Source organism: Silvimonas iriomotensis (genome assembly GCF_014645535.1).
Taxonomy (GTDB): domain Bacteria; phylum Pseudomonadota; class Gammaproteobacteria; order Burkholderiales; family Chitinibacteraceae; genus Silvimonas; species Silvimonas iriomotensis.
This window is the reverse complement of the sequence record NZ_BMLX01000002.1, coordinates 995,941-1,014,161: the sequence shown is the minus strand read 5'-3', so window position 1 is coordinate 1,014,161 and position 18,221 is coordinate 995,941. Positions and strand designations below refer to the sequence as shown.

Annotated in this window: 16 protein-coding genes; 7 read left to right on the top strand and 9 right to left on the bottom strand. The window is 60.5% G+C overall.

Annotated elements, in window-relative coordinates; all coding sequences use genetic code 11:
• Positions 1 to 7: 7 nt before the first annotated feature.
• The 5 genes from rodA to IEX57_RS11185 form a co-directional block, all read right to left on the bottom strand.
• Positions 8 to 1,120, bottom strand: a complete 1,113-nt coding sequence (rodA, locus tag IEX57_RS11205; RefSeq protein WP_188704527.1) for a rod shape-determining protein RodA — start codon at positions 1,118 to 1,120, stop codon at positions 8 to 10.
• Positions 1,113 to 3,005, bottom strand: coding sequence for a penicillin-binding protein 2 (mrdA, locus tag IEX57_RS11200; protein ID WP_188704394.1), 1,893 nt, complete (start codon positions 3,003 to 3,005; stop codon positions 1,113 to 1,115). The genes rodA and mrdA overlap by 8 nt, the downstream gene beginning before the upstream one ends.
• Complete coding sequence (mreD, locus tag IEX57_RS11195; RefSeq protein WP_188704393.1) at positions 2,995 to 3,510, bottom strand: rod shape-determining protein MreD; 516 nt, start codon at positions 3,508 to 3,510, stop codon at positions 2,995 to 2,997. Before mreD ends, mrdA begins: the two co-directional genes overlap by 11 nt.
• Positions 3,510 to 4,409, bottom strand: a complete 900-nt coding sequence (mreC, locus tag IEX57_RS11190) for a rod shape-determining protein MreC (RefSeq protein WP_188704392.1) — start codon at positions 4,407 to 4,409, stop codon at positions 3,510 to 3,512. The genes mreD and mreC overlap by 1 nt, the downstream gene beginning before the upstream one ends.
• Before the next feature lie 97 nt (positions 4,410 to 4,506).
• The gene (locus IEX57_RS11185) at positions 4,507 to 5,553 is read right to left on the bottom strand and encodes a rod shape-determining protein (protein WP_188694203.1); all 1,047 of its coding nucleotides are present in this window, start codon (positions 5,551 to 5,553) and stop codon (positions 4,507 to 4,509) included.
• A gap of 262 nt (positions 5,554 to 5,815) precedes the next feature.
• Between IEX57_RS11185 and gatC the strand changes: the two genes are divergently transcribed.
• The 5 genes from gatC (at position 5,816) to gatB (ending at position 10,456) form a co-directional block, all read left to right on the top strand.
• Positions 5,816 to 6,103 carry an Asp-tRNA(Asn)/Glu-tRNA(Gln) amidotransferase subunit GatC gene (gatC, locus tag IEX57_RS11180; protein WP_188704391.1) on the top strand — a complete coding sequence of 96 codons (288 nt, stop codon included), beginning with the start codon at positions 5,816 to 5,818 and terminating at the stop codon, positions 6,101 to 6,103.
• The gene (gene lpcA, locus IEX57_RS11175; RefSeq protein ID WP_188704390.1) at positions 6,100 to 6,684 is read left to right on the top strand and encodes a D-sedoheptulose 7-phosphate isomerase; all 585 of its coding nucleotides are present in this window, start codon (positions 6,100 to 6,102) and stop codon (positions 6,682 to 6,684) included. The genes gatC and lpcA overlap by 4 nt, the downstream gene beginning before the upstream one ends.
• 115 nt (positions 6,685 to 6,799) lie before the next feature.
• Positions 6,800 to 8,251: an Asp-tRNA(Asn)/Glu-tRNA(Gln) amidotransferase subunit GatA gene (gatA, locus tag IEX57_RS11170; protein ID WP_188704389.1), complete on the top strand. Its 1,452-nt coding sequence runs from the start codon at positions 6,800 to 6,802 to the stop codon at positions 8,249 to 8,251.
• Positions 8,252 to 8,255: 4 nt separating this feature from the next.
• Positions 8,256 to 8,993 carry a GNAT family N-acetyltransferase gene (locus IEX57_RS11165; RefSeq protein WP_188704388.1) on the top strand — a complete coding sequence of 246 codons (738 nt, stop codon included), beginning with the start codon at positions 8,256 to 8,258 and terminating at the stop codon, positions 8,991 to 8,993.
• A gap of 35 nt (positions 8,994 to 9,028) precedes the next feature.
• A complete protein-coding gene (gene gatB, locus IEX57_RS11160) occupies positions 9,029 to 10,456 on the top strand; it encodes an Asp-tRNA(Asn)/Glu-tRNA(Gln) amidotransferase subunit GatB (protein WP_188704387.1) in 1,428 nt (475 codons plus the stop codon).
• A gap of 141 nt (positions 10,457 to 10,597) precedes the next feature.
• Here the strand turns inward: gatB and IEX57_RS11155 are convergent, their stop codons facing one another.
• Genes IEX57_RS11155 through IEX57_RS11140 form a run of 4 tightly spaced genes read right to left on the bottom strand, consistent with a single transcriptional unit; the run spans position 10,598 to position 13,944 of the window.
• On the bottom strand, positions 10,598 to 11,890 hold the full coding sequence (locus IEX57_RS11155; protein ID WP_188704386.1) for a dihydroorotase: 1,293 nt from the start codon (positions 11,888 to 11,890) through the stop codon (positions 10,598 to 10,600).
• A 17-nt stretch (positions 11,891 to 11,907) separates the two neighbouring features.
• Positions 11,908 to 12,870: an aspartate carbamoyltransferase catalytic subunit gene (locus IEX57_RS11150; RefSeq protein WP_229708971.1), complete on the bottom strand. Its 963-nt coding sequence runs from the start codon at positions 12,868 to 12,870 to the stop codon at positions 11,908 to 11,910.
• A 45-nt stretch (positions 12,871 to 12,915) separates the two neighbouring features.
• Positions 12,916 to 13,371 (bottom strand): Holliday junction resolvase RuvX, encoded by a 456-nt coding sequence (gene ruvX, locus IEX57_RS11145; RefSeq protein WP_188704385.1) that lies wholly within the window; start codon positions 13,369 to 13,371, stop codon positions 12,916 to 12,918.
• Positions 13,372 to 13,392: 21 nt separating this feature from the next.
• Positions 13,393 to 13,944 carry a YqgE/AlgH family protein gene (locus IEX57_RS11140; RefSeq protein ID WP_373285178.1) on the bottom strand — a complete coding sequence of 184 codons (552 nt, stop codon included), beginning with the start codon at positions 13,942 to 13,944 and terminating at the stop codon, positions 13,393 to 13,395.
• 128 nt (positions 13,945 to 14,072) lie between these two features.
• Between IEX57_RS11140 and IEX57_RS11135 the strand changes: the two genes are divergently transcribed.
• Positions 14,073 to 15,464, top strand: coding sequence for a cryptochrome/photolyase family protein (locus tag IEX57_RS11135; RefSeq protein ID WP_188704383.1), 1,392 nt, complete (start codon positions 14,073 to 14,075; stop codon positions 15,462 to 15,464).
• Positions 15,465 to 15,671: 207 nt separating this feature from the next.
• A complete protein-coding gene (locus IEX57_RS11130) occupies positions 15,672 to 18,179 on the top strand; it encodes an ATP-binding protein (protein WP_188704382.1) in 2,508 nt (835 codons plus the stop codon).
• Positions 18,180 to 18,221 lie beyond the last annotated feature (42 nt).

Here is an 18,221-nt window from a genome sequence, read left to right as displayed (position 1 = left end):
CGGCCGGTCAGGCCTTCATCAGCTTGCGATCCTTGCCGACGCTCATCAGGATGCCGAAGGCCGCCATCAGCGACACCATCGACGTCCCGCCGTAAGAGACCAGCGGCAAGGGCACGCCCACCACGGGCAGAATGCCGGACACCATGCCCATGTTCACGAAGGCATAGGTAAAGAACGTCAGCGTCAGCGCGCCGGCCAGCAAGCGGCCGAACAGGGTGGCGGCGTTGTTGGCAATGGTCAGGCCGCGCACGATCAGCATCAGGTACAGCAACACCAGCACGATATTGCCGACCAGGCCGAATTCTTCACCGAACACGGCAAAGATAAAGTCGGTGGTGCGTTCCGGAATGAAATCCAGGTGTGTCTGCGTACCGTTAAGCCAGCCCTTGCCCAGCAGGCCGCCAGAGCCGATGGCAATCGTGCCCTGGATAATGTGATAACCCGCGCCCAGCGGGTCTTGCATCGGGTCCAGCATGGTTGCCACGCGCTGGCACTGGTACTCCCGCAGGATATGTATGCACAGATTCCAGTGCGTCACCACATAGGCCAGGCCGCCACCGGCCATGACCATCAGCCCGATCAGTTTCCAGGACAGGCCAGCAAAGAACAGCACATAAAAACCGGCTGCGGCGATCAGCAAACTGGTGCCCAGATCGGGCTGCTTCATGATCAGGCCCACCGGCACCACCATCAGCACCGCCGCGACGATGAAGTGTTTCCAGTTGAGCGTGGCTTCAAAATGATGGAAGTACCAGGCCAGCATCAAGGGCAGGGCCAGTTTCATCAGTTCGGAAGGCTGGATTTTGGTCACGCCGATATTGAGCCAGCGCTTGGCGCCATGACTGCTGGAGCCAAACAGCGCCACCGCAATCAACAGCAATACGCCAAAGACATACATGGGCAGTGCCAGTCGCATCAGCACTTGCAGCGGCATGCTGGCCAGCGCCCACATGACACACAGCGCTACGCCCAGGAAGGTGAACTTGTCGCTGATCTTGTCCATGTCCTGGTTGGAGGCCGAATACAGCACGATGCAGGACAAGAGAAAGACCAGGAACGTGAACAGCAAGAGCCAGGGGTCGATCGGGCGGACAAAGCGCCGCAGGAAATCCTTAATCACTGTCACTGCTCTCCACGTCCGACGCGGCCTGCGCCGGTTGCTTGCCGGTCAGGTAGTAATCCAGCACCTGGCGGGCGATCGGGGCCGCTGCCGCGGCGCCCCAGCCGCCGTTTTCCACCAGCACGGCCAGTGCGATCTTCGGGTGGTCGGCCGGCGCATAGGCAATAAACCAGGCGTGATCGCGCAGATGGGCCTTGGTGCCGCTTTCTGAATACTTGCTGCCCTTCAGGCTGAACACCTGTGCCGTACCGGTTTTGCCCGCAGCCGTATACGCGGCGCCGGCAAAGGCTTTGGCGCCGGTGCCTTCCTTGATCACGCCTTCCATGGCGTGCTGTACTGTCGCAATATTGGCCGGCTTCCACGGCAATACGCGCTCTGGCCTTGGCTCGACCACGGTTTTGTTCCCGTTCACGCCATCGACAATGTACTGTACCAGGTGCGGGTGGAACATGACACCGGAATTAGCGATGGCCGCCGTGGCATGCGCCATCTGCAGCGGCGTATATGCGTTGTAGCCCTGACCAATACCAATGGACACCGTTTCACCGGCGTACCACTTTTGCGTCGCCGGGGTGCGGAAGCGCTTGCGCTTCCATTCTTGCGACGGCAGTACACCGCTTTGCTCGCCGTCGATATCAATGCCGGTCGGGCTGCCGAAATCCAGCGTGGCCATGAAGCGGGAAATCGCGTCGATCCCCATGGTGTTGGCCAGCGAGTAGTAATAGACGTCGCACGACACCACGATGGATTTATACATATCCACCGCACCGTGGCCGCCCACCTTGTCGTCTCGGAACGCGTGGCCGCCAAAGTTGAACACGCCGGTATCATTGATCACTGCGCCGGCAGAGCGGTAATTGCCTTCCAGCGCGCCCAGCGCCATGAACGGCTTGAAGGTGGAGCCCGGCGGGTAAGTACCCCGCAGTGCGCGGTTGTTCAGTGGTTTGTCCGGATCGGTATTCAGGTCATTCCAGCTTTGCGGATCAATACCATCCACGAACAGGTTGGGATCAAATCCGGGCTTGGACACAAACGCCAGCACGCCGCCGTTTTGCGGGTCAATGGCGACCAGCGCGCCCTTGCGATCGCCAAAGGCGTCTTCGGCAATCTGCTGCAATTTGATATCAACCGACAGTACCAGGTTCTTGCCCGGGGTCGGCGGTGTGCGCTTGAGCGTACGGATGGCGCGGCCACCGGCGTCGATCTCGACTTCTTCAAAGCCGGTCACGCCATGCAGATCGCTCTCGTAGCTCTGCTCTACGCCCACCTTGCCGATATGATCGGTGCCGCGGTAATTGGGCAGATCGCCAGAGTCATCCAGGTCTTTCAGGTCTTTGTCGTTGATCCGGCCGATATAGCCAATCAGGTGCGAAGCCACCTTGCCCAGCGGGTACTGGCGGAACAAGCGCGCTTTGACTTCCACGCCGGGAAATTGATAGCTGTTGGCGGCAAACCGCGCCACTTCTTCATCGTTCAGGCGGGTCTTGATCGGCAGCGACTCAAAATCCTTGGTGTCTTCCATCAGCTTTTTGAAGCGACGGCGATCCTTGGGCGTGATGTCGATGATGGTGGCCAGCCGGTTGATACAGTCTTCCAGCGGGCCAGCCTTGGATGGGGTGATTTCCAGCGTATAGGCCGAGAAATTGTGGGCCAGCACCACGCCGTTGCGGTCATAGATGACGCCACGCGGCGGCACGATCGGCACCAGCGAAATGCGGTTTTGCTCAGCCAGCGTCTGGTAGCGGCCATGCTGGGCCACCTGCAACCAGGAAAAACGCGCGATCAGGATGCCAAACAGAACCAGGACAAACAGCGCCGCAGCGGCAAGGCGGAGCTGGAACGCATAGCGCTCCGCCAGCTGGTTCTTGATCTCGCTACGATTCATATTTCGATTCAGACTTCGGTTTGCGCTGGTACATCAGCAACAAATTGGAAAGCGGCGTCCAGATTAGCGCAGACAGGAAGCAACCGGCAAAGTAACCCCAGCCTACGAACGGGCTGCCCAGCGCCAGGCGAATCAGCACCATCAGCAACTGCGAGAGCAGCAAAAAGCCCAGCGCGACAAACGCCTGCTGCCAGAACGGGAACACATTGAGCTGGCGCTGGCGGGCCAGCGTCAGATAAGCGATCACGCTATAGGCAAATGCATGTTGCCCCAGCACGTTGCCATCGCCCACATCCATCAGGATACCAAGCACAAAGGCCCAGCCCACCCCGACGCGGCGCGGCTGGTTGAGCGTCCAGTACACAATGAACAGGGCGACGAAGTCGGGGGCGAAGTTGGCCAGGCCGACTTGCCACGGCAACAGGTTGACGACCAGCGCCACCAGGAAGGTAAAGAAAATGAGCGTGCCGCGAACTGGCCGCAACAACTGGCTGGATACCGGCATCAGCGTCCCCGTTTCTTTTTGTTGTTTTCCGGCGCGGTTTGCGGTTCGGCCGGGTAGGCGGGCAGGGGGCGCGGCGGTTCAAGGACCAGCAAGAAGCGGTGCTGATCCACCTGGGCCACCGGGGCGCAGACGATATGGGCAAACGCGCTGCTGGAAGAACGATCAACCCGCTGTACTTTGGCCACCGGCAAGCCTGCCGGGTAAATCCCGTCAATGCCTGAGGTCACCAGCACGTCGCCGTTCTGGATATCGACATTGGGCGCCATGTTGCGCACTTCCAGCGGCTGGTTGCGGCCCATGCCGTACACGACGGCGCGCAACTGGTTCCGCTGCACCATGACCGGCACCATCTGGTCGCGGTCGCTGATCAGGCGCACTTCAGAGGTCAGCGGCTGCACGCGGATCACCTGGCCGATCACACCTACGGTATCGATCACCGCCTGCCCGGCCACAATGCCGGCAGACTGGCCGCGATCAACAATCAGCCTGGCGGTGAACGGGTCACGCCCGTTGTAGAGCACTTCAACCAGTTGGGACGGATTGCCAAATGAGGATTGCCGTTCCGTCAACTGGCGCAGATGCGCGTTCTCGGCTTCGAGCGCATGCATCTTCATGGCCTGGGCCTGGGCGACCAGCTGGGCATCGTTCAGCTTGCGGTTCTCCGCCAGCAGATCGGCCTGGCGGGAAAGGAAGTTGCTGGCGTTGCGGGCGGCCTCAAACGGCGTCGTGGCCAGCCATTGCAAGGGGTAGAGCACGACCGAGACCTCTTCGCGCACCTTGCCCAGCATCTGGAAGCGGGCATCAGCCACCACCAGCGTGAGCGAGAGCGCCGAAAAGATCAAAAGCCGCGTCAGCGGCTTTGGGCCTTGCTTGAAAAAGGCGGGTTGAGTTGCTTGCATCGTGTCGCCGTTGCGACGAGAACCAACAAGCGGGCCGAACGCTTACGCTGCCGGCCCGCTGCTTTTCCCGGGGTGAGAAACAGTAATCCTGCGTCTGTCAGTCGTTGGTGAAAATCACCACGCCGCCCTTGTCGAGCTTTTCCAGCGCCTTGCCGGAACCACGCACCACGCAGGTCAGCGGATCTTCAGCCACGATCACCGGCAGACCAGTTTCTTCCATCAGCAAACGGTCCAGATCACGCAACAGCGCGCCACCGCCGGTCAGCACCATGCCCTTTTCGGCAATGTCGGCGCCCAGTTCCGGCGGGGTTTGTTCCAGCGCTTGCTTCACGGCCGAAACGATCTGGTTCAGCGGTTCAGTCAGTGCTTCCAGAATTTCGTTGGAAGAAATGGTGAACGAACGCGGGATACCTTCCGCGAGGTTACGACCCTTCACTTCCATTTCACGCACTTCGGCGCCCGGGAAAGCAGAGCCGATGCGCTTCTTGATTTCTTCAGCGGTGGTTTCACCGATCAGCATGCCGTAGTTACGACGGATGTAGTTGATGATGGCTTCATCAAACTTGTCGCCGCCCACGCGCACGCTGCTGGCGTAAACAATACCGCCCAGCGAGATCACGCCCACTTCGGTCGTGCCGCCACCGATATCGACAACCATGGAGCCGGTGGCTTCTTCGACCGGCAGGTCAGCACCAATGGCAGCGGCCATCGGTTCTTCGATCAGCTCTACCTTGCGTGCACCGGCGCCCAGGGCCGATTCACGAATGGCGCGGCGTTCCACCTGGGTAGAACCGCAAGGTACGCAGATGACGATACGGGGAGGGCTGGAGAACAGACGGCTCGGGTTCACCTTTTTGATGAACTGCTTGAGCATTTGTTCGGTAATGGTGAAATCCGCGATCACGCCGTCTTTCATCGGACGGATGGCGGTAATGCTGCCCGGGGTGCGGCCAAGCATTTTCTTGGCTTCGGCACCGACGGCCAGAATGGTTTTCTTGCCGGACGGGCCGCCTTCTTGCTGGATGGCGACGACCGAAGGTTCATCCAGCACAATGCCTTTGCCCTGCATGTAGATCAGGGTGTTCGCGGTGCCAAGGTCGATGGCGATATCGTTGGCAAAATAGCCGGAGAGGAGGCCAAACATCGTGTGCTCTCAATCAATAATCGGGTCGGGTAAGAAAGTGGTGCCTGCCTGTTCAGGCAGACAACCGCGAATTTTTTATGCGTTTCCGGCATGTGTCACCGGCAAAAGTTCCGGTTTCACATGTACAAAATAGCCATCAGTGTGAGGCGGGCGGGCGTTTTTCATGCCACTGTCAAGTGGCGTTTTCGCAAGGTCCGCACGCTTCGGTGAATCAAGGGCGGTATGATACCCTATCCCGTTGATGTTAATGAAGGCTAATACCATGTCCCTTTCGCTAGATGACGTAAGGCGCATCGCCCGGCTGGCGCGCGTGGCCGTGACAGATGACGAGGCGCAGGCAACGCAGATGCAGCTTAACCGCATCCTTGGCCTGATCGAAGAGATGCGCGCCATAGATACGACGGGTATTGAACCCATGGCTCATGCCCAGGACGTCCATCTGCGTCTTCGGGAAGACGTGGTGACGGCGACGGACCGCCGCGAGGCTTTCCAGCGCGTGGCGCCGGAAAAGGAAAACGGTCTGTATCTGGTACCGAAGGTGATTGAATGAGTGTTGATCGCGTAGCGCAGCATTTCAACGAAGCGGCCGAGGTCCTTGCCCGCGTCTGTACCGACCGTCAGTTGCTGGCCTCCATCGATGCCGCCGGCGATCTGCTGGTCAATGCATTCAAGGCTGGCGGCAAGGTGATTTCCTGCGGCAATGGCGGTTCGCACTGCGATTCCATGCATTTTGCCGAAGAGTTGTCCGGCCGTTATCGCGGTGATCGCCCGGCGCTGCCGGCCATGGCGGTAGCTGATCCATCGCACATTACCTGCGTGGCCAACGACTACGGTTTCAACGAGATTTTCTCCCGTTACGTGGCCGCGTTTGGCAAAGAGGGCGATGTCCTTGTCGGCATTACCACCAGCGGTAATTCGGCCAACGTGATCCGCGCCGTGGAAGAAGCCCAAGCCCGTGGCATGAAGGTGCTGCTGTTGATGGGCAAGGATGGCGGCAAGCTCAAGGGCGTGGCGGATGTCGAGATCATCGTGCCGCATTTCGGGTTTGCAGACCGCATCCAGGAAATCCACATCAAGGTCATTCACACCCTGATCGACCTCGTGGAAGTCGGCATGGGTTACAGCAATTAATCAGAAATAATCACGGTTTAAAACGCGTGATTTAAGAATTTTCCTGGGCGAATGTCATTACATTGGTCCACGGTTGCCGATTGATTCGGCCGTCCGTTCACAGGAACAACGACACATGGTTGAAAAAAGTATCAAGCAACTGGCCGCGTCTCTGGCGGCCGGTGAGTTTTCTGCAGTTGAACTGGCCAGCGAATATCTGGCACGGGCCAAGGCGCACAACGGCGCACTGAACGCCTTCATCACGATCGATGAAGACAAGACCCTGGCCGAAGCCGCCGCCGCTGACGCCCTGCGCGCTGCCGGCAACGCCGGCGTGCTGACCGGCATTCCGCTGGCGCACAAGGACATCTTTTGTCAGGAAGGCTGGCGCACGAGCTGCGGTTCCAAAATGCTGGAAAACTTCGTGGCGCCGTATTCCGCCCACGTGGTCGAACAGTGCCGCAAGGCCGGTCTGGTGACCCTGGGCAGAACCAATATGGATGAATTTGCCATGGGTTCGTCCAACGAAAACAGTTTCTTTGGCGCGGTAAAAAACCCGTGGGATACGCAAGCCGTGCCCGGTGGTTCGTCCGGTGGTTCTGCCGCGGCCGTGGCCGCACGCCTGGCTCCGATTGCCACGGCGACTGATACCGGCGGCTCCATCCGTCAGCCCGCCGCGTTTTGCGGCGTGACCGGCATCAAGCCGACTTATGGCGTGGTCAGCCGCTTTGGCATGATTGCTTACGCCAGCTCGCTGGATCAGGGCGGCCCGATCGGCAAGAGCGCCGAAGACTGCGCCATGCTGCTCAATGTCATGGCCGGGTTTGACGAGCGTGATGCCACCAGCCTGCAGCGTAACAAGGAAGACTACACGCGGGATCTGAACCAGCCGCTCAAGGGCCTGAAAGTGGGCCTGCCCAAGGAATACTTTGCCGAAGGCCTGGATGCCGAAGTGGCAGGTGCGATTGACGCGGCCATTGCTGAATACAAAAAGCTGGGCGCCGAAGTGGTCGAAATCAGCCTGCCGAACACGCGCATGGCCATCCCGTCTTACTACGTGATCGCGCCGGCCGAAGCCTCCAGCAACCTGAGCCGTTTTGATGGCGTGCGTTACGGCCATCGTGCCGCACAGTACGACGGCCTGACCGAAATGTACGAAAAGACCCGCGCCGAAGGTTTTGGCTGGGAAGTGAAGCGCCGTATCCTGACCGGTACCTATGTGCTGAGCCACGGCTACTACGACGCCTACTACCTGCAAGCGCAAAAGGTGCGTCGCCTGCTGGCTGAAGATTTCCAGCGTGGTCTGGCCCAGTGCGACGTGATCGCCGCGCCGGTCGCGCCGACCGCCGCCTGGAATATTGGCGAGAAGAGCGATGATCCGGTCGCGATGTATCTGGCGGATATCTATACCCTGGGCGTGAACCTGGCCGGCTTGCCGGGCCTGTCGCACCCGATCGGCTTTGCCAGCAACGGCCGTCCGATCGGCATGCAGCTGATCGGCAACTACTTTGCCGAAGCCCGACTGCTGAACGCAGCGCATCAGTTCCAGCAAGTGACCGACTGGCATACTCGCGCGCCGGCACTGTAAGCGCATGCAAAGCCGGATCGCCCTGTTTGAAGCCATGACGCAAAGCGCGTGGCCAGCCTTGTCGACCGAAGTGTTCGACGGCTGGTTGCTGCGTTTTGCCAATGGCTATACCAAACGGGCCAATTCGGTCACCCCGTTATACGCCGGCACGTTAAGCGATGCCGAGAAAGTGGCTTACTGTGAACGTCGCTTTGCCGATGCCGGTTTGCCTGGCATCTTCAAGCTGACACAGGAACACGCCGCGCTGGATGCGGCGCTGGCTGAACGTGGCTATGCGCAGATTGATCTGTCCAGCGTGCAGACGGCCGAACTGGCTACGCAAACGCTGGTGCAGGATCCGGCCGTGACCTTGCAGGCCAATGCCGATGCCGGCTGGATTGACGCCTTTGCCCGGCTTGGCAACCTGAACACGGCGCAGCGGCATGCGGCAGAACGCATGCTGGCGCAGTACGCGGCCTCAACCGCGTTTGGCGTGCTGGAGCATGAAGGCGAAGTGCTCGCCTGCGGCTTTGCCGTACGCCAGCATGACTACGTGCTGCTGTTTGATATCTGCACCGATCCGGCCTGGCGCCGCCAGGGCTTGGGTCGCCGGCTGGTCGCCAGCCTGCTGGCCTGGGGCGCGGAGCGGGGTGCGACGCAAGGTTTGCTGCAGGTCGTGGCCAGCAATGAAGCGGCGGTGGCCTTGTATGCGGGTTTTGGTTTTGTTGAGCAATATCGTTACTGGTACCGCCACCGCGCGTGACGACGGTACCCACTGACTGACAAGAGAGACTGACCATGAAATGGGAAGTGGTAATCGGGCTGGAAGTACATACCCAGCTCACGACACAATCGAAGATTTTCTCCCCGGCCAGCACGGCGTTTGGCGCTGCGCCGAACACCCACACGGCCGAGGTTGATATCGCCTTGCCGGGCGCGCTGCCGGTCATGAACAAGGCTGTGGTGGAAAAAGCCATCCAGTTTGGTCTGGCCATTGGCGCCAAGGTGAACCGCCGCTCTGTGTTTGCGCGCAAAAACTACTTCTACCCCGACCTGCCCAAGGGCTACCAGATCAGCCAGTTTGAGCTGCCGGTGGTCGAAGGCGGCGCGATCACCATCAATGTCGATGGCGTCGAGAAAACCATCAACCTGACCCGCGCCCACCTGGAAGAAGATGCCGGCAAGTCGGTGCATGAAGGCTTCCTGGGTGTCAGCGGGATTGACCTGAACCGCGCCGGTACGCCGCTGCTGGAAATCGTGTCGGAGCCGGAAATGCGCTCTGCCGCAGAAGCCGTGGCCTACGCCAAGGCGCTGTACAGCCTGGTGACGTGGATCGGTATTTGCGACGGCAACATGCAAGAAGGCAGTTTCCGTTGCGACGTGAACGTATCCGTGCGTCCGGAAGGCCAGAAAGAATTCGGCACCCGCCGCGAAATCAAGAACCTGAACAGCTTCCGGTTCATTGAGCAAGCCATCAAGTCTGAAGTGCAATGGCAGATCGAAACCATTGAAGATGGCGGCAAGATCCAGCAAGCCACCGTGCTGTTCGACCCGGATACCGGCGAGACCCGCATGATGCGCAGCAAGGAAGACGCGCACGATTACCGCTACTTCCCTGATCCTGACCTGCCGCCGCTGGTGATCAGCGAAGAGTGGATTACCCGCGTCCAGAACGAGTTGCCAGAGTTGCCCGCCGCCATGCGCGCGCGCTTTGAAACGCAGTACGGCATTCCGGCCTATGACGCCGGCACGCTGACTGCCAGCAAAGACATGGCCGCTTTCTATGAAGCGACGGTGGCCGCCGGTGCCGATGCCAAACTGGCCTCCAACTGGATCATGGGCGATATCAGCGCCACGCTGAACCGCGAAGAAAAAGACATCGCCCAAAGCCCGGTATCAGCCCAGGCGCTGGCCGGTTTGATCAAGCGCGTGTCGGACAACACCATCAACAACAAGACCGCCAAAGACGTGCTCAAGAAGATGTGGGAGTCTGGCGATGCTGCCGACGCCATCATCGAGCGTGAAGGCCTCAAGCAAGAGACCGACACCGGCGCGCTGGAAGCGATTGTGGATGAGGTGATTGCCAACAACGCCAAGTCGGTTGAGGAGTACAAGGCCGGCAAGGAAAAGGCGCTGAATGCGCTGGTGGGACAGTGCATGAAGGCCAGCAAGGGCAAGGGCAATCCGGGGGTGCTGACGGAGTTGCTCAAGCAGAAACTGGCGTAATCGTCTGGTTTTGCTGCTGAAATAAAAAACGCCGGTGTTGAACCGGCGTTTTTTATTGGCACTGCGGATTGCACACCACTTCGTCATTCCGGCCTTGAGCCGGAATCCAGCAATGCCCCAGGCATGCTGGATACGCCAGAGTTAATGACCAATCTGCGGCACAGCCGCATAAACCAGCTTGCCCTTGACCAGTGTAAACACCACCTTGCCGCGCATTTCGTAACCGGTAAACGGGGTGTTCTTGCCCTGGCTCTTGAGCGCTTCGGGCGTGACACGCCAGGTGGCGTTGGGGTCGAAGATGGCCAGGTCGGCGCGGCTGCCGACCGAGAGGCTGGCAGAAAAGCCCAGCATGCTGGCCGGTTCGCTGGTGATCTTGGTCAGTGCCATGGCCAGCGGAATATGTGCTTTCTCGGCCCATGCCAGCGTCAGCGGCAACAACAACTCCATGCCGGTTGCGCCGGGTTCGGCTTCGGCAAACGGCAGCAGTTTGGCGTCGTCATCCACCGGGCTGTGGTCAGAGCAGATGGCGTCAATGGTGCCATCGACCAGCGCGGTCTGAATGGCTTCGCGGTCGCGGATGCTGCGCAGCGGCGGGGTGACGCGGTACAGGCTGTTGAAGAAACCGATGTCAATATCAGCCAGATGCACGTGATTGATCGAAACATCACACGTCAACGGCAAACCTTCGCGGCGGGCGGTGCGGATCATTGCCAGACCGGCCGCGCTGGAAACCCGGCACAAGTGCACGCGGGCGCTGGTGGCGCGCATCAGTTCCACAATCGTGGCAATGGCGACGGTTTCGGCAATCACGGGGATACCGGTCAGGCCGAGGCGGGAGGCGTATTCGCCATCATGAGCCACGCCATGGCCGGCCAGGGTGGCGTCTTGCGCGCGCAACCGCAGCGGGATATCAAACGTGGCGGCGTATTGCATGGCGCGGTAGAGCACCTGCAAGTCGGTGATCGGGTGTTCTGCTTGTGAAAACGCGACGCAACCGGCGTCACGCAGTTCGGCCAGTTCGGTCAGGTCTTTGCCGTTCAGGCCGCGGGTCAGGGCGCCAACCGGGTACAGGCGCGCCAGATCAATCTGGCGGGCGCGCTGGCGCAACATGGTGACAAGGCCAGGTTCATCCAGCGCGGGGTCTGTATCTGGCGGGCAGACAATGCTGGTGACGCCGCCGGCCACGGCCGCGTTCATTTCAGAGGCCAACGTGGCCTTGTATTCAAAGCCAGGTTCGCGCAGGCGGGCGGCCAGGTCCACAAGGCCAGGAATAATGGTCAGGCCCGTGGCGTCAATGGTCTGGTCCGGCTTGAAGCCTTCGGGCTCGGAGCCGACCGCGACAATCTTGCCGTGGTCCAGAAACAGGTCGCCGACCTTGTCAGTGCCATGCGCCGGGTCGATCAGGCGGCCGTTACGAATCGCGATTCTTTTCATTGTTGTGATCCCTTGTCTCAGCCGTTCACTGCCTGGTTTTCAGCAACCAGCGCCATGACTGCCATGCGTACGGCAATGCCGAATGTCACCTGCGGCAGGATCACTGCCTGGTTGCCGTCGGCCACGGCAGAGTCGATTTCCACGCCGCGGTTCATCGGGCCCGGGTGCATGACAATGGCGTCGGGCTTGGCCAGTGCCAGTTTCTCTGGTGTCAGGCCGTAATATTTGAAGAATTCCTGGGTAGACGGCAGGTACGCCCCCGCCATGCGCTCGTTCTGCAAGCGCAGCATGGCGACCACGTCCACGCCTTTCAGGCCCTCGGCCATATCGTGATAGACATGCACGCCCAGTTGCTCGACCCCCACCGGCAGCAAGGTTTTGGGGGCGATCACGCGGATTTCCGGGCAGCCCAGCGTAGAGAGCGCATGAATCTGCGAGCGCGCCACGCGCGAATGCAGCACATCGCCCACAATGGCGACGGTCAGACCGGTGAAATCGCCCTTGAAATGGCGGATGGTGTACATGTCCAGCAACGCTTGCGTGGGGTGCGCGTGGCGGCCGTCGCCGGCGTTGACCACGGCAATGCCCGGCTTCACGTGTTCGGCAATCAGGTGCGCGGCGCCCGATTGCGCGTGGCGCACCACGAACATGTCCGCGCCCATGGCTTCCAGGTTGTGGATGGTGTCCAGCAGGGTTTCGCCCTTGGCGGTAGACGATGCGTTGATATTCAGGTTGATCACATCGGCCGACAGGCGCTTGGCCGCGATCTCGAAGGTGGTGCGGGTGCGGGTGGAGTTCTCGAAAAACAGATTGAAGACCGACTTGCCGCTGAGTACCGGAAACTTCTTGTGGCCCGCTTCCATCTCGGCCACGTAGGTCGCGGCGCGATCCAGAATCTGGGTGAGGATGGCGCGGGGCAGACCTTCAGTGGTCAACAGGTGGATCAGCGCTTTGTTCTTGTTCAGTTGCGGATTGTGCATGCGCGTTATGTCCTGAAAATGCGGGGCAGGGGCGGTGGTACGGGGTCAGTCTGACTGGGGCTGGCCGGGTGGATCGGCCGGCGGTTCGATCACCGCGCCGTCAAACCAGCCTTGCAGAATCTGCATGGCGGCCACCTGATCGAGCGCGGTTTTCTGTTTGCGGCCCTTGACCCCGGTTTCGTTCAAGGCCTGGCTGGCGGCGGCAGAGCTGAAGCGTTCATCGACATACACCACTGGCAGTTTGAAGCGGCCATACAGGCGCTGGCCAAACTTGCGCGCCAGAAAGCTGACCTTGTGCGGCTCGCCATCCAGCGAAAGCGGCATGCCGACGACCAGCACGTCTGGCTGCCATTCCTTGATCACCTGGGCGATGCGGGCAAAGCGGGTGTCATTATCAATGGCAGAAATGGTGCAAACCGGATGCGGGATGCCAAGCTCGGACGAGCCCGTGGCGACGCCAATGCGGGCCTCGCCAAAGTCAAACGCCAGCGCACTCGTCATTGCCGCACCTTGGCGCGGTGATCAGGCATGGCCGGCTTCTTTGCTGAGCATGGCCATATCGATGCCCATCAGCGCCAGCGCGGCTTCGTAGCGTTCTTCTGGCGGCAGATCAAAAATGATCTTCGGATCGGCCTGGACCGAAATCCAGGCGTTCTGGCTGATTTCGTTTTCCAGTTGGCCTGCTTCCCAGCCGGCATAGCCCAGCGTGACAAACAATTGTGCCGGGCCGGCGCCTTCGCCCACCGCCAGCAGAATGTCTTTGGAGGTCGTCAGGCCGATGTCATCGGTCACGGTAAGGGTGGATTGCCACTCGCCCAGCGGCTGGTGCAGCACAAAGCCGCGGTCGGTCTGGACCGGGCCGCCAAAGTAAACCGGTAGCTCGATGACATCCGGCCGGTGCAGTTCTACATCGATCTGTTCAAACAAGGCGGACAGCGGCATACCCAGCGGACGGTTCACGATCACGCCCATGGCGCCACGTTCGTTGTGGTCGCAGATATAGGCCAGCGTGCGTTCAAAAACCGGATCGACCAGATTGGGCATGGCAATCAGGAAATGGCGCGTGAGATTCATGTTCATGCTTCCAATTATCGCACAAAGCGGCGGGTTCACTTCGCCCTGGCGTTGCGGTTTTTCATGACGATGTATTAAAGCGCGGTCCCTCTCGTACAATAGCCTGCATTCGTCCCCGGAAAATGCTGATGGTTCAACGGACCTTGCTCTGGTTCCGCCGCGACCTGCGGTTATTCGATCAGGCCGCGCTGTATCACGCGCTCAAAGACGCCCGCGAAGTGGTGCCGGTATTCATTTTTGACCGCGACATCCTTGACGCGCTGCCACGCCATGATCGCCGCGTGGCGTTCATTCACGGCAGTATCAAAGCGTTGCAGGCCGCCTTGCGCCAGGCCGGCAGTGATCTTGTGGTGCGCCATGCCAGCGCGCCCGATGCCATCGTGCAACTGGCGCGTGAATATGGCGTTGACGCCGTTTACACCAATCATGACTATGAGCCGGCAGCCATCGCCCGGGATGCGCAAGTAAGCCGTGCTCTGGAACAGATGGGCGTCACCTTGCAAACCTTCAAGGATCAGGTGATCTTTGAGCGCGACGAAATCCTGACCCAGGCGGGCGGCATGTTCAGCGTGTTCACCCCCTACAAGCGTGCCTGGCTGGCAAAGCTGGATGACTTTTATCTGCGGGCTTACCCGGTGCAGCGTTACCTTGGCAGCCTGGCGCATTTGCCGCCGCAGACGCTGCCCACGCTGACGCAACTGGGTTTTGATGAAGATACGCTGGCCGGCCTGCCCGTTACACCGGGCATGACCGGCGGCGAGTCGCTGTTTGAGGATTTCCGCCAGCGCATCAACCGCTACCATGAGGCCCGGGATTTTCCCGGCGTGAAAGGGCCATCGTATCTATCGGTGCATCTGCGTTTTGGCACGGTATCGATTCGCGAACTGGCCGCCGTTGCGCACGCCCAGGGCGGGGCCGGGGCAGAGACCTGGTTGTCTGAATTGATCTGGCGCGAGTTCTATCAGCAAATCCTCTGGCACCGGCCAGAAGTGGTCCAACACGCCTTCAAGCCGGAATACGACGCGCTGCCGTTCCCTGACCGCGCCGACTGGTTTGCCGCCTGGTGCGATGGCCAAACGGGTTACCCGATTGTCGATGCCGCGATGCGCCAGTTGAACCAGACGGGCTATATGCACAACCGCTTGCGCATGATCACGGCCAGTTTTCTGGTGAAAGACCTGCTGATCGACTGGCGGCGGGGCGAGCGCTATTTTGCAGAAAAACTCATCGATTTCGATCTGGCCGCCAACAACGGTGGCTGGCAATGGGCCGCCAGCACCGGCTGCGATGCCCAGCCGTATTTCCGGATTTTCAACCCGGTAACGCAATCGCAGAAATTTGACCCGCAAGGCAAGTTCATCCGCCGTTATTGCCCGGAACTGGCATCGCTGGATGACAAGGATATCCACGCGCCCTGGCTGGCCCGCGTGCCGCACGGACTGGATTACCCGGCTCCGCTCGTGGATCACGCGGTACAGCGCGAGCAAGCGCTGGCGCTGTTCAAAATGGCGCGGCACTGAGCGCGCCGCCAGGTGTTTTGGGCACTTGCCGCTTTATACAGGCTGTTAAATGTGGAAAAAGGCGTAGATTGTCGCCCCGCGCTAGCCTAAACCGGTAGAAGTTGGCTTGCGTCGATTGATGACGTGGGCATAATTCAGCGCATACTCGCCCGGTCTACCTAACAAAAACAGGCCGCCTGTTCCAGGGACGGCTTCACGCAGGACAACATGCCGCAGCTGCCGGTCCGCACTTCGCTTGCCCGCCGCGCCCTCACCAGAATGGGGCTGCGTATTGCTGCCGTCATTGTGTTGATCACACTGGCGGCGTACTGGCATTTTTATCACAGCCTTGAAGAAAGCATCGACGAAGGTCTGCGCAATTACGTGCAGGCGCGGGCTGATGGTGAAAGCGAACATTTTTTGCTGGCTGAAACCCAGACCCGCATGCTGGCAGATGAAATGGTGCGCCGGCTCAAACAGGCGGGTGACGAGGACTACAGCGCGCGCTTTGACGCCCTGTTTGCGCCGGGCAAGGACGGCGTGGTCCGCGTGCGGCCAGAGGTCAGCGACTACCGCCACAAAGCCACGCTGTTTGTCCGCAACGACGTCCCGCTCACGCCTGATTTCAAACGCCGTATCGTGATCGGGTTTGATCTGCTGACCGCCTGGGGCCCGCTGACCACCAACCGTTTCCTCGACAGCTTCATGAACATGCCAGAGCAAATGTCGCTCAATTACGCGCCATTTGTAGACTGGAGCCTGTCGGCCACGCCCAAAACCAATATCTACGAATACGAAACGGTGTGGCGTTCCTCCCCGCAAAGTAACCCGCTGCGCAAGCCGTTCTGGACCACGGTCTATTTTGACGATGGGGCGCGCAAATGGATGGTTTCGCATGTCACCCCGGCAGACGTGGACGGGCGCTGGGTGGCCACGGCTGGCCAGGATATCGTCATTGATGATCTGGTGCGCCGCACCGCCAACGACCACCTGGCCGGCACCTATAACCTGATCGTACGGGCGGACGGGCAATTGATCGCTCACCCGCGCCTGAGCCGGGAAATCCAGCTGGCCGGCGGCAACCTGGATGTCTCGCACCTGCATGACGCGGAACTGGAAGCCATTGTGCACAGCGCGCTGACGGTGGGGGACCAGGCCGATGTGGTTGAAACTCCCGACGAAGCCTTTCACCTTGGCGTCGGCCGCATTCGCGGGCCGGACTGGCGGCTGATTGTGGTTTACCCCAGCGCGCGGATTGCGGCGGTGGCGCGCTCCAACGCCCGGTATGTGCTGATTCTGGGCGCGATATCGCTGGTAGTAGAACTGCTGATCTTGTGGAGCGTGCTCAGAAAACTGGTGTCCGAGCCGCTGCATGAACTGGTGGAAGCCGAAGCGCGCGTGGGTGACGGCAATTACGATGTGCTGCTGTCCAGCACGCACCGGCCCGATGAACTGGGCCGGCTGGCGCATGGCTTTGAAATGATGGCCCGCCGCGTGGGCGAGCGTGACCGGCAACTGGTGCAGGCGGCCAATGATCTGGCGCGGGAAGCCGATACCGCCCGCATCAACGCCGCGCGGCTGGCGGCGCTGTCGCAAATCCTGCCCGACCCGGTGTTTGTGGTGGCGGCCGACAGCCGGGTATGCGAAGCCTTTGGCAATACCTCGCGCCTGTTTGAAGGCCAGCCGATCGGGCATTCGATTTTTCATACCATGCCGCCGTCGGTGGTCGATGGTGGCCGCATGGCGCTGGATATCGCGGTGCAATCGGGCCTGGCGCAGCGCATGGTGTACGACGCCGAACTGACCGAGGGCGTGCGCTGGTTTGAGGCGCTGATTCTGCCTTTGCCCGGCTCGGATACCGAAGGCCCGCAAGTGCTCTGGCTGGTGCGTGACATTACCGCGCTCAAACTGACCGAGAGTGAGCTGCGTGATGCGCGCGATCACTTGCAGGACATTGTCGCCGCGCAAACGGCAGACCTGCGCGGCGCGCGCGATCGCGCCAATGACGCCAACCGTGCCAAAACCCAGTTTGTGTCGAATATCTCGCACGAATTGCGCACGCCCATGCACGCCATTCTGTCCTTCGCCCGCATTGGCCTGGACAAGGTCGACAGCAGCCGGCCCGAGAAACTCAAACGTTATTTCGAGAACATCATCATGTCGGGCGAGCGTTTGCTGGGCATGGTCAATGACTTGCTGGATATCGCCAAGCTGGAATCGGGCAAGATGGATTACCACCTGGCGCCGCACCGGCTGGGCCGGATTGTCGATGGCGTGGTGAGCGAACTGGAACCGCTGGCCGCGCGCAAACTGGTGGTGTTCGAGCGGCGTATCGGTGACGACGACGCGCTCGATTGCGATGCCACGCGCGTCGCCCAGGTGTTGCGCAACCTGATTTCCAACGCCATCCGCTTCAGTCCGGAAAGCGGCCGGATCGGGGTGGAAGTCTGGCAGGAAGGCACCATGCTGGTGACCACGGTCGAGAACGACGGCCCGCCGATTGCGCCGGAAGATCTGGAGCGCATTTTTGAAAAATTCGTGCAGGGCAGTGGTCTGAACCCGCCCGGTAGTTCCGGTCTGGGGCTGGCGATCTGCCGCGAAATCGTGGAGGCCCACGGCGGCCAGATCAGCGCGGCCAACCGTGAAAACAGTGGCGCGGTGTTCCGCTTTACCTTGCCCCGCCGTCAGCCGATGCTGCCAGGGGAAACCCCGGCGGGTGGCCGCGTGACCATCTGAAACACCGCAGCGTTCGCGGGTGATGGCGGCAGTTTGCTACAA